The sequence below is a fragment of the Bacillus tequilensis KCTC 13622 genome (assembly GCF_000507145.1).
In the GTDB taxonomy this organism is placed as follows: domain Bacteria; phylum Bacillota; class Bacilli; order Bacillales; family Bacillaceae; genus Bacillus; species Bacillus tequilensis.
On record NZ_AYTO01000009.1, the window covers coordinates 110,850 to 122,645 of the forward strand.

The window sequence follows — 11,796 nt, forward strand, 5'->3', positions numbered from 1 at the left end:
ATAATTAAATTCCTGTTGTTCGGGCACACTACCTTTACTACGGAAAGGAGTGCCGGGATGAAGGGATTGTTCGTGATAATAATCATTGTGGTTATTCTTTTTGCTTTGATTTTGCTTGATATCTTCATGGGCCGCGCAGGATACAAAAAGAATGCGTACGAGCCTGTTTTTTCAAAAAAGAAGAGTGACATCAAATTGATCCACTGCGGCACCGACCTCGTTGAACGGATGATGAAAGATATCAGCCAGGCCGCCTCTTCTGTCCACATGATGTTTTTTATTATGAAAAACGATGAGGTCAGCCACAAGATGTATACCCTGCTGAAGACAAAAGCCGAGGCTGGCGTTTCCGTTTATTTGCTTCTGGATTGGGCGGGCTGCCGGACAATTAAAAAAACAGCGCTCAAGACGATGAAAAATGCCGGCGTTCATGTTCATGTGATGAACCAGCCTCGTTTTCCTTATTTCTTTTTTCACATGCAAAAACGAAATCACCGAAAAATAGCTGTGATAGATGGAAAAATCGGTTATATCGGCGGGTTTAACATCGCTGAGGAATACCTTGGAAAGAAGGCGAAATTTGGGAATTGGGAGGACTATCACTTACGTGTGAAGGGAGAAGGCGTGCACGATCTTCAAACGCTATTTGCTTCCGATCTCAAGCGAAATACCGGAATCGCACTAGGTTCGGATGTTTTTCCAAAGCTTCCGCAAGGGAATACCTCTCATAAGATTTATGCGACCGACGGCTATTCACTTGAAAAAAAGTATTTGGCCAATATCGCGCAGGCCAAGAATCGCCTTACCATTTGCACGCCTTATTATATTCCGTCAAAACCGCTTCAAGCAGCTCTGCTTAATGCGAGAAAAAACGGCGTATCCGTGAGAATCATTGTACCGATGAAATCAGACCATCCGCTGGTACGAGAAACAGCTTTTACGTATTATTCGGAGCTCTTGGATGCCGGCTGTCTGATTTATCGCTACTATCAAGGGTTTTATCATGTAAAAGCCGTCATCATAGACGACCATCTCAGCATCATCGGAACAGCCAACTTCGATAAGCGAAGCCTGTTTTTAAATGAAGAGGTCAATGTCGAAATTGATGATGAGGCTTTTACTCGTGAAGTCTATGCCACGATTGAGGAAGATATAAAGAAGTCGGAGCTGCTGACAAAGACGGCTTTCAGCAAACGCACATTCAGACAGCGCCCGGCGGAATGGCTTGGCAGAGCATTATCTTATTTTTTATAAAGGAGAGTACCTATGATTTTCAGATTCGGGTTCGTTTCAAATGCGATGAGCCTTTGGGATGCGTCCCCCGCTAAAACATTAACATTTGCGCGTTATTCAAAGCTATCAAAGGATGAAAGAAAAGAAGCCCTGCTGACTGTGACAAAAGCCAATTTGCGCAATACGATGAGAACCCTTCACTATATTATCGGCCACGGCATTCCTTTGTATCGTTTTTCCAGTTCGATTGTGCCGCTGGCCACGCATCCCGATGTGATGTGGGATTTTGTGACGCCGTTTCAAAAGGAGTTTCGGGAGATCGGAGAGCTTGTGAAAACACATCACCTGAGAACAAGCTTTCATCCCAACCAATTCACTCTGTTTACGAGCCCGAAGGAAAACGTCACAAAAAATGCGGTAACCGATATGGCGTATCACTATCGCATGCTTGAAGCCATGGGCATTGCTGACCGCTCGGTTATCAACATTCATATTGGCGGCGCTTACGGAGATAAAGATACCGCCACTGCACAATTTCATCAAAATATGAAGAAGCTGCCACAGGAGATCAAACAGCGGATGACGCTGGAAAACGATGATAAAACATATACGACCGAGGAAACGCTTCAAGTTTGTGAGCGAGAGGATGTACCGTTTGTCTTTGATTTTCATCATTTTTATGCCAATCCAGATGACGACGCAGACCTAAATGAAGCACTGCCCCGGATGATCAAAACGTGGGAGCGGATCGGCCTGCAGCCGAAGGTTCACCTGTCTTCTCCAAAATCGGAGCAAGCCCTGCGCAGCCATGCCGATTATGTTGACGCGAACTTTTTGCTGCCGCTGCTGGAACGCTTCAGGCAATGGGGAACAAATATTGATTTCATGATTGAAGCAAAGCAAAAAGACAAGGCGCTTCTGCGATTGATGGATGAATTAGGCTCCATACGCGGTGTCAAACGCATTGGCGGCGGCACACTGCAATGGAAATCATAAATGTGCAAAATCAGGTTTACGGCTCGCCCGCTCTGGGAACATACCCTATATAAGACAACAACCGATGGAGGAGAAAGATCATGAAAAACATCAAGTCTCTGAAAGTAGCCGCACAGGCCTTTACTTTAAGAAATTTGATTCATCTTTATAAAATGTGCCATTCCGGAAGCCATGAGGTTTATATCTATTCAAAGAAAACGATGTGCAAAATCAAAAACTTAATTGAGCTTGAAACGTTCCGAATGGCTCATAATGAAAAGGAATATTTGATTGTCGTGGAAGGCACAAAAGCGCCGCAGCTGATTGAAAAATTCCAAACGATCATTGAGCCCGCTGAAAAAGAAGCGCTTTAAACTTACATATAAAAAGAATAGACATCTCGTCTATCCTTTCAGATTGTTGACAAAATCCTAAAACGGTTTAGTTTTAGGATTTTGTCATCTTTTCAGCGTGATTGAAAACCCTTGAAATCTAGGAAAGGCGAGCATTGGAGCGGAGCGAATGTCCTAATTCGTGAGGACCAACGCACAGGCTTGACAACGAATGCAAGGGTTTGTCGACACGCTGAAAGGATAGACATCTCGTCTATCCTTTTTCTTATGGTTTTACATAATGGAGCTGAACCGCTGTCCGAATGGGTTCATCCCTTTTTATTTCAGCTTTGTTTCAATGATCACAACAAAATGGGAACATGAACGCCAAAGCTTACGAACAATAATGTACATCAGCAAAGTTGCCCATCATAATCCCTTTCCTACAGAACACCTGAAAACAGACGGGCAAAGGATTCTTTTGTCCGATCAACCATTCCCCTTTTATAAAAGCCGACAGGGCTGAGTTTTTCACTGTCCAGCATATCTTCTTCGAAATGGGCTTCAAGAGTGCGGATCGCTTCGGCATCCGTGAAGAATACGTTCACTTCGAAGTTGAGCTGGAAGCTGCGCATGTCCATATTCGCGGTGCCGACAGAAGCGAGGTCTCCGTCAACGATCATGACTTTTTGATGCATAAAGCCTTTTTGATAAGAATACACCTCAATCCCCTCAAGAAGCAGCTCTGGAAAATACGATCTAGACGCGTATTGCGTCAAAAAGCTGTCGTTCCTCTCCGGCACCATGACCCTTACCTCCACGCCTTTTGTCGCCGCTGCTTTCAGCGCCGTGCGAATGGACTCATTCGGGACAAAATAGGGCGTGGCGATCCATATTGATTTCTGCGCTGAAGAAATCATTTCATAATAAAGGTCGCTCATGCTTTCTTTCATGTCAGGACCTGTCGCGACAACTTGGTAAATGCCCTCTCCCTCCACGGGAACCGGAGCATTGTACACCTTTTGATCAATTAACACTTCATTGGAGACGTATTCCCAATCCAGCATAAAGATGGCGTGAAGCGTTTGCACAATTTCTCCTTCCAGCCGCAGGTGCGTGTCTCTCCAAAAGCCGATGTACGGATCTCTGCTGATATATTCCTTCCCTACGTTTAATCCGCCCACAAAACCGATTTTTCCATCGACGATCACGATCTTCCGGTGATTTCTGAAATTAAGCTTCTGGTTGAAAAACCCGTATTTCAGCGGAGAAAACGGAACGATGTCCACTCCCGCTTGTTTCATTTGCATGATATCTCTTCCAGCCAGCTTGATGCTCCCTGCGGCATCATATAAAAACCGCACTTCGATACCTTGGCGCGCTTTCTCCATCATAATGTCCATCATTCCGCGGCCGAGCATGTCTGATTTAAACATGTAGTATTCAATATGTATATAAGATTCCGCTTCTCTCATTGCCTTGAAGATATCCGGAAAGGTTTCTTCACCGTTTTTCAGCACTTTGATATTGCTTTTCGTATTGATATTCATGTGGGCTGCCCTGATGGAATATGTAAAAAACCTTTCTTGATTGTCCTTCAGGCCTGTCACTTTCGGCGTTTCCTCCATTTGAAACAGCTTCCTGAGCTTTTCTCTGTTGTACATTCGTTTTGTCTTAAACAGCTTTCCCTTCACATAAAGCTGTCCGGAAAACAGGTAAAACATGTAGCCGGCGATCGGAAAAAAGACAAGAATGTGAATCCATAACAGTGTGTGCTGCGAGGTGCGGTTTTCTAGAATTAACGAATAGATGCTGAACAAAATAATACTTACATAGCAAAGCAATCCTCCGTAAAACTCAAGCCTGGAAACCGGAAAAAACCATATGACATATGCCCCGATGAGCATGATATATAAAAAGAAAAATTCCAGTCTCCTTTTCAGCATCCTGATTCTCTCCAATCTGATTCGATTACCTCCGTATACCTCTTTTTTCTAATCTGTAAACCTTCTACATAAAAAGCCTCTCCGCAAAGCACGGAAAGGCTTATGATGAGGCTTCATGAGATTGGCTGTTTGCGATGTTCTGAAGCAAAGCCGGCTTGAGGGAGTAGCTGCCTTTGATTTTATTTTTGAAGAAGCCGACGATCAGGCCTGTGACCGCAATCGACACTAAGGAGAATATCCCTCTCAGCAATCCAACGGAAAAAATGCCCGCCAGCACTACCCCAAAATCGAAGAGAAAATTAACCGCGCCCGGATTCCATCCGCAGCGCTTTTGCAGAAATAAAGCGAGGATATTGGCGCCGCCGAGCGATGCCTGATGATAAAACATGAGCGACAGGCCGAACCCGATCAGCGCTCCGCCGCAAATCGACCCGGCAAGCGGTGAAAAAGAGACAGACGGCAGCCAGTGATCCGCGCTTGTAAACAAAGTCAGCGCTGTGACTGCAAAAACGGTGGATAGGGTGAATTTGATGCCCATTCTGACGAAAGAAAACACATAAAACGGGATATTGATCAGAAAGAAGATAATGGCAAACGGGGAATGAAACAAGTATGTCAGGCTTAGTGACAGTCCGGCTGTGCCGCCGGTCAACACATGAGAATGTCTGAGCGTCAGGACCCCGGCGCTTGTCATCAGACAAGCAGTTAAAATGAGTAAAATCCGCTTCATTCTTCACGCTCCTTTTGTTGATGTTATTTCCACATCAAACATAACAGGAATCGCGGCCGCCCAGCCATTTCATTGGCAGAAAATATCTCACGTTTATAAAAAAATCCCCCTCTTGCAAGGGGGATTTTCACGAGCGTTTCCGATACACGACATAGCTGCGGGTCAAATACTTGAGCGGCAGGCTGAATACGTGAACCAATCTTGTAAACGGCCAAAGGATAAAAACGACGTATCCGATCATGATATGAAACTTAAACCATAGCGGGACACTCTCCATCAAAGAAGCGTCAGGCCGGAACAAAACAATTTCCCTGAACCACGGCCCCACCGTTGCCCTGTAATCAAATCCTTTCGAATCAATGTTGAGAAACGTGGCCGCAACACCTGACAGCATCATGAACAGAAGCAGGATGAGCGTAAGGATATCCGATGGCGAGCTGGTTTTGCGGATTCTTTTGTCAAACAGCCTTCTGTACGTCAGGATCACTAGTCCGGTACATGCCGCAATCCCCGCCGGCAGGCCAGCGCCGATCGCCATTTTGTGATACGTATGCTCTGAAATGCCAAGTGCAGTATACACGCCTTCCGGGATCAGAATTCCCATGACATGTCCGCCGACAACGAACAGCAGCCCCCAATGAAAAAGTGTGCTGCCCGCCGCGAGTTTCTTCTTTTCTAACAGCTCGCTTGATTTCGCCGTCCAGCCAAACTGGTCATGCTGATAGCGGTAAATATGCCCGCCGATAAAGATCGTCAATACAATGTACGGCATAATCCCCCACAGGATCCGCTCGCTCATGCCTGAACAGCCCCTTCTTCAATGTATTCACGCACGCCGATGCTTTCCAGCGCGGCCTGCAGCACGTGCAGCAGCTCAGCATAGAGGCTGTCATTTTTTTCGAGGCGGGATGCCAGCTCCCTCACATTGGACAAATATTTCTCAAACACGCTTCTCACTGCTTCAATTTCTGCGACCGCGGCGAATTCCAGCATAAGCGGCAGATAATCAGGCAGCTCTTTCTCTGTCGGCAGGAAACCGGATTGCTGGTAGGTGTTTTTTAAATGCAGCAGTTCAATTCCGCGCTCCCTTTGCTCGCCTGAGTTAAAGTACGTGACGTACATATTCGTTTTTTTCCCGAAGTCGAACGTGTAGACATAGTGTTCAATCAGCGCTTCTCGAGAAAACCTGGCTGACGCCTCGAAAAAGTGCAGCAGTTTCTCACGGATTTGCTGATTGCCGATTTCATGGATAAGAGCCTTCCAATCGGGAAGCTCGGCTCTCCACTCTTCATCCGGATAAGACAGGAGACAGGAAAGAGCGGAGAATGTGATTTGCCGGTCTGTGGTGTTCATCTTGTTCCACCTCATTTTCAAAAGTTAGAAACAAGAGCCGGGGCCGCCTGAAAATGACAAACCGCAGCTTCCTTGTTCAGCGTATAAATCAGACACTTCTTCTCGATGGCTGCTCGGGATCACAAAGCGGTCATCATATTTGGCGATCGCAAGCAGCCGATACATGTCTTCAATTTGCTTTTCTGTTAAGCCGACACTGGAGATCAGGGCCGGGTCGATGGATTTATTCGTCTGGACTGCTCTCATATACTGGCGCATGACAGACATTTTCTTTAACGTGGATCGAATATGATCCGTATCACCAGCTGTTAATAGCTGCGCCAAATAGTCAATCGGAATTCTCATTTGGTCGATAGCCGGGAAAATATCTTCCGCCGTTTGCTGGCTGCCTTTTCCTTCAAAAAGATTCATAATCGGGCTCAGCGGCGGAATGTACCAAACCATCGGCAGGGTGCGGTACTCAGGGTGAAGCGGCAGCGCAATCTTCCAGTCGATGATCATTTTGTAGATCGGCGATTGCTGCGCGGCCTCTATCCATTCAGCCGGGATGCCTTGTTCTTTTGCCAGTTTGGCAACTTCAGGATCATTCGGATCGAGAAAAACGTCTAATTGGGAATGATAGAGATCCTTTTCATTTTCAACAGATGCCGCTTCCTCCACTTTGTCCGCATCATACAGCATGACACCGAGATAGCGGATTCTGCCGACACATGTCTCGGAGCAGATGGTCGGCAGTCCGGCCTCCAATCGCGGGAAGCAAAGTGTGCATTTTTCCGCTTTGTTCGTTTGCCAGTTAAAATAGACTTTTTTATAAGGGCAGGAAGAGACGCAATACCTCCATGAACGGCACGCGTTTTGATCCACAAGCACAATGCCGTCCTCCTCGCGTTTGTACATAGCGCCGGACGGGCAGGAGGAAACGCACGCCGGATTGATGCAGTGCTCACAAATACGCGGCAGATACATCATAAAAACTTCATCGAATTCTGTTTTGATCGATTCCTCCATCTTTTGCACGTTTGGATCTTCAAGCCCTGTAATGTGGCCGCCAGCGAGATCATCCTCCCAGTTCGGGCCCCATTCGATATTCATAAAATCACCCGTCAAGGACGATTTCGGCCGTGCCACTGGCTGGTGCTTTTTCTGCGGACTGTTTGTTAATGTTTCATAATCATAGTTCCAAGGTTCATAGTAATCATCAATCGTCGGCTGGTTCGGGTTATAGAAAAGGCCTGCAAGCCGGTTTGTTTTCGAGCCTGATTTCAGTTCAAGCTTCCCTTTTTTCAATGTCCAGCCGCCTTTATATTTGTCCTGGTCCTCCCATTGCTTCGGGTAGCCGATGCCCGGCTTTGTTTCCACATTATTAAAATACATATATTCCGCACCGGAACGGTTTGTCCACGTGTTTTTGCAGGTGACGCTGCACGTGTGGCAGCCGATGCATTTATCCAAGTTCATGACCATACCGATTTGCGCTTTAATCTTCAAGCCAATCGACCTCCTTCAGCTTGCGGATGACGACATTCAGGTCGCGCTGGTTCCCTGTTGGACCGTAATAGTTAAAGCCGTAGCTGAGCTGGGCATAGCCCCCGATCATCTGTGTCGGCTTGACGTGAATCCTTGTCGGGCTGTTATGGGTGCCTCCGCGGTTATTTGTCAGTTTTGTGCCGGGCACGTTGATGTGACGGTCCTGGGCATGGTGCATAAACGCCATTCCTTTAGGAATCCGGTGAGACAAAACCGCTCTCGCAACGACAACGCCGTTTCGGTTGAAGCATTCAATCCAATCGTTGTCTTTGATATCCGTATCCGCGGCGTCATCTTTATTCATCCATACGGTCGGCCCGCCGCGGAACAGCGTCAGCATCGGCAGGGAATCAAAATACATGCTGTGGACGGACCATTTATTATGCGGCGTCAAATAATTAAGAACGATTTCTTTGCCCTCTTGATCGGGCCGTTTGCTTAGGAACGGACGATGCTGGAGGATCGGTTTAAATGTCGCCATCGTTTCACCGAATTCCATCATCAGTTCATGATCGACATAATAAGATTGTCTGCCCGTCAGTGTCCGCCACGGAATTAATTTTTCTACATTCGTCGTAAACGGAGAGTACCTGCGCCCTCCTTTTTCTGAGCCGGTAAAGGCCGGAGAGGTGATGACCGTTTTCGGCTGGGCTGTAATTTGTTCGAACGTAAAGCATTCTTCCTCCCGTTCTTCCGCCAGGTCTTTCAGCTCCAGATTTGTGATGTTTTCAAGTGATTCCCAGGCTTTCACGGCGACTTTTCCATTTGAGGTAGACGATAGGGTTAAAATCGCTTCCGCCGCCTGCTTCGCTTCACTTATATCCGGACATCCCTTTGCGACGCTGTCCGAGGTGATTTCTCCAAGTCTCTTTTTGAGTGATTCATATTCTTCGGCTATCGACCAGCTCATCCCTTTTGTGCCGCTCGGTTTTAAACCGGTGTAAGGTCCGAGCGCGGTCATTTTATGAAAAATATGCTTGTAATCCCGTTCAACGACTTGGATGTTCGGCATCGTTTTTCCCGGAATGGCTTCACATTCGCCTTTGCTCCAGTCATTGATTTTGCCGAACGGCTGGGCCAGCTCCTGCATCGTGTCGTGGAGGAGCGGCGTAGCAACCACTTCTTTCACCGGCTCCATCTCGACTTCTTCCGCCAGATCGGAAACGGCTTTTGACAGTGCCTTGAAAATATCCCAGTCTGACTTCGATTCCCACGGAGCCGAGATCGCCGGAGCAAAAGGATGAATGAACGGATGCATATCCGTGCTGCTGAGATCGTGTTTTTCATACCATGTCGCCGCCGGCAGCACGATATCGGAATACAGCGCCGTACCAGCCATTCGAAAATCAAGATTGATTAATAAGTCGAGCTTCCCTTCCGGTGCCTGCTCCCACCATTTGATTTCTTCAGGGCGGATGCTGTCGCTGTCGTCATTCATCAAACCGTTCGTCGTTCCCAGCAGATGCTTGAGAAAATATTCATGCCCTTTTCCTGAGCTGGAGATCAGATTCGCCCGCCATACGAAGAGATTTCTCGGGAAATTGGCTTCATTGTCTGGATCTTCAATCGCAAATTTCAGCTTTTTCTCTTGAAGCTGTGAGGCTACATACGCCCCAACGTCTTCAGGTGTCTCCGCCCCCGCTTTTTCAGCCTCTTTGTATAGGTCAATGCCGTTTTTATCAAAAGTCGGGTAGGACGGCAGCCATCCTAATCGGGCCGCCAGCACATTGTAATCGGCGTGATGCTTGTAGCGGGATGAAGAAGCGATCGGTGAAGCCAAGTCACTGATCGGCTGGTCTTCGTAACGCCACTGGTCTGTCGCAAAGTAGAAAAACGAGGTCCCGTTTTGCAGCTTGGGCACACCCTCCCAGTCCTTTGCATTTGCGATCGTTTGCCACCCTTCAGCGGGACGGAGCTTTTCCTGACCGACATAATGAGCCCAGCCTCCGCCGTTTACGCCTTGGGCGCCTACCAATAAAACAAGATTTAACACCGCGCGGTAGATTGTGTCGGAATTGAACCAGTGGTTAATCCCCGCTCCTACGATAATCATGGACCGTCCGTCTGTATCGATCGCATTTTGAGCAAACTCTCTCGCAATCTTAATGACGGCCTCTTTTTTGATTCCCGTCATCTGTTCCTGCCAGCCAGGTGTAAACGGCTCAGGATCATCATAAGAGACAGCTGATTGCTGACCGATGCCCCGGTTCACCCCGTAGTTGGCCAATATCAAGTCAAACACGGTCGTGACACACACCTCTTCGCCGTTCAGGTCCAGTTTTTTAATAGGAAGGTCCCGCTCCAGCACTTTGTTTCCGTCATTTGAAAAATACGGAATGCGCACCGAGCCGATTTCGTCCTCCATTCCAAGCACAGAGAGTCGGGGTTCAATCGGCTCCCCGGTGTCTTCATCGATCATATGCAGGTTCCATTTCTGCTGCCCGTCCCAGCGGGAGCCCATTGTTCCTTGCGGTATAGCAAATTCGTTTGTCTGTTCATTCCAGACCGCAGGCTTCCATTGATCATGCTTTGTCTGCCGCCCGATATCCTTCGCATGCAGAAACCGCCCCGCTGTGTATACGCCATTTTCTTTTGACAGGGTGACGAGGAATGGAAAATCCGTGTATTGCTTCGCGTATTCCATGAAACGTTCCGTCTCTTGATTCACGTAAAATTCCTGCAAAATGACGTGACCCATGGCCATCGCAAGCGCACCGTCAGTCCCTTGGCGGATACTGAGCCAGTCATCCGCGAATTTAGAGGATTCCGCAAAATCGGGACTGATTGAAATCACCTTGGCGCCTTTATAGCGGGCCTCCGCTAAAAAGTGCGCGTCAGGCGTTCTCGTTAACGGAACGTTGGAACCCCATGTGATGATATAGCCTGAATTGTACCAATCACTGCTTTCCGGAACGTCCGTCTGGTCGCCCCAAATTTGCGGGGACGCTGGCGGAAGATCCGCATACCAGTCATAAAAACTGAGCATAGGGCCGCCGATTAACGACATAAATCGAGAGCCTGACGCGTGGCTGATCATGGACATAGCTGGAATCGGAGAAAAGCCGACATTCCGGTCAGGCCCGTATTTCATGACTGTATACAGCAGAGAGGCTGAAATCAGCTTCAGCACCTCCGGCCATTCAGCGCGCACAAAACCGCCTTTCCCTCTTGCCTGTTTATAGGACTTCGCTTTTTCAGGGTTTTCAACGATTGATTTCCAAGCATCAAGCGGATTTTGATGCGCCTGCAATGCTTCCCGCCACAAATTGATCAGTACACTCCGTACGTATGGGTATTTCACACGGAGCGGGCTGTAGATATACCATGAAAAACTGGCCCCTCGCGGACAGCCTCTCGGTTCGAAATCAGGCATATCCGGGCCTGTTGATGGATAATTCAAGTTTTGCCCTTCCCACGTGACAATTCCGTTTTTCACATAAATATTCCAGCTGCAAGACCCCGTGCAGTTGACGCCGTGGGTGGAGCGAACGACTTTGTCGTGCTGCCATCTGTTTCTGTATACATTCTCCCAATCGCGATCTTCGCGGGTGGTTTGGCTATGTTTATTTGAATGGTGTTCGATAGGAGAGAAATAATTCAATCTCCTAAACAACGGACTCATTTTCTTTTTCTTCATGAAAGTTCACTCCTTCCGAGTCAGGTGATGCTAAGTTCACTATAAACAGAGACAGTGTATTTT

At 47.6% G+C, this 11,796-nt stretch carries 9 protein-coding genes; 3 read left to right on the forward strand and 6 right to left on the reverse strand.

All coding sequences use genetic code 11. The annotated features are described in order from the left end of the window. The first annotated feature begins 57 nt into the window (after nt 1-57). The 3 genes from cls (V756_RS0105690) to V756_RS0105700 all read left to right on the forward strand — a co-directional run bounded on the left by cls (V756_RS0105690) (nt 58) and on the right by V756_RS0105700 (nt 2,582). Nucleotides 58-1,254 (forward strand): cardiolipin synthase, encoded by a 1,197-nt coding sequence (gene cls / locus V756_RS0105690; RefSeq protein ID WP_024713834.1) that lies wholly within the window; start codon nt 58-60, stop codon nt 1,252-1,254. Nucleotides 1,255-1,266: 12 nt separating this feature from the next. After that, a complete protein-coding gene (gene uvsE, locus V756_RS0105695; RefSeq protein WP_024713835.1) occupies nt 1,267-2,229 on the forward strand; it encodes a UV DNA damage repair endonuclease UvsE in 963 nt (320 codons plus the stop codon). Between the two features lie 80 nt (nt 2,230-2,309). Continuing rightward, entirely contained in the window at nt 2,310-2,582 is a 273-nt protein-coding gene (locus V756_RS0105700; protein WP_024713836.1) for a hypothetical protein, read from the forward strand. A 401-nt stretch (nt 2,583-2,983) separates the two neighbouring features. Here V756_RS0105700 and cls (V756_RS0105705) read toward each other — a convergent pair whose 3' ends face one another. The 6 genes from cls (V756_RS0105705) to V756_RS0105730 all read right to left on the reverse strand — a co-directional run bounded on the left by cls (V756_RS0105705) (nt 2,984) and on the right by V756_RS0105730 (nt 11,733). Further along, the gene (gene cls, locus V756_RS0105705) at nt 2,984-4,486 is read right to left on the reverse strand and encodes a cardiolipin synthase (RefSeq protein ID WP_024713837.1); all 1,503 of its coding nucleotides are present in this window, start codon (nt 4,484-4,486) and stop codon (nt 2,984-2,986) included. A gap of 100 nt (nt 4,487-4,586) precedes the next feature. Continuing rightward, nucleotides 4,587-5,216, reverse strand: coding sequence for a YitT family protein (locus V756_RS0105710; protein ID WP_024713838.1), 630 nt, complete (start codon nt 5,214-5,216; stop codon nt 4,587-4,589). 127 nt (nt 5,217-5,343) lie between these two features. Beyond that, nucleotides 5,344-6,015: a respiratory nitrate reductase subunit gamma gene (gene narI, locus V756_RS0105715; RefSeq protein ID WP_024713839.1), complete on the reverse strand. Its 672-nt coding sequence runs from the start codon at nt 6,013-6,015 to the stop codon at nt 5,344-5,346. Further along, entirely contained in the window at nt 6,012-6,569 is a 558-nt protein-coding gene (gene narJ, locus V756_RS0105720; RefSeq protein WP_024713840.1) for a nitrate reductase molybdenum cofactor assembly chaperone, read from the reverse strand. Before narJ ends, narI begins: the two co-directional genes overlap by 4 nt. A 24-nt stretch (nt 6,570-6,593) precedes the next feature. Next, nucleotides 6,594-8,057: a nitrate reductase subunit beta gene (gene narH / locus V756_RS0105725; protein WP_024713841.1), complete on the reverse strand. Its 1,464-nt coding sequence runs from the start codon at nt 8,055-8,057 to the stop codon at nt 6,594-6,596. Further along, the gene (locus tag V756_RS0105730; RefSeq protein ID WP_024713842.1) at nt 8,047-11,733 is read right to left on the reverse strand and encodes a nitrate reductase subunit alpha; all 3,687 of its coding nucleotides are present in this window, start codon (nt 11,731-11,733) and stop codon (nt 8,047-8,049) included. The genes narH and V756_RS0105730 overlap by 11 nt, the downstream gene beginning before the upstream one ends. Nucleotides 11,734-11,796 lie beyond the last annotated feature (63 nt).

What these genes read in the sequence shown, in the direction of transcription:
- uvsE (WP_024713835.1), top strand. Translation starts at nt 1,267, where the DNA reads ATGATTTTCAGATTCGGGTTCGTTTCAAATGCGATGAGCCTTTGGGAT.
- narI (WP_024713839.1), bottom strand. Translation starts at nt 6,015, where the DNA reads ATGAGCGAGCGGATCCTGTGGGGGATTATGCCGTACATTGTATTGACG.
- cls (WP_024713837.1), bottom strand. Translation starts at nt 4,486, where the DNA reads ATGCTGAAAAGGAGACTGGAATTTTTCTTTTTATATATCATGCTCATC.
- V756_RS0105730 (WP_024713842.1), bottom strand. Translation starts at nt 11,733, where the DNA reads ATGAAGAAAAAGAAAATGAGTCCGTTGTTTAGGAGATTGAATTATTTC.
- V756_RS0105710 (WP_024713838.1), bottom strand. Translation starts at nt 5,216, where the DNA reads ATGAAGCGGATTTTACTCATTTTAACTGCTTGTCTGATGACAAGCGCC.
- cls (WP_024713834.1), top strand. Translation starts at nt 58, where the DNA reads ATGAAGGGATTGTTCGTGATAATAATCATTGTGGTTATTCTTTTTGCT.
- V756_RS0105700 (WP_024713836.1), top strand. Translation starts at nt 2,310, where the DNA reads ATGAAAAACATCAAGTCTCTGAAAGTAGCCGCACAGGCCTTTACTTTA.
- narJ (WP_024713840.1), bottom strand. Translation starts at nt 6,569, where the DNA reads ATGAACACCACAGACCGGCAAATCACATTCTCCGCTCTTTCCTGTCTC.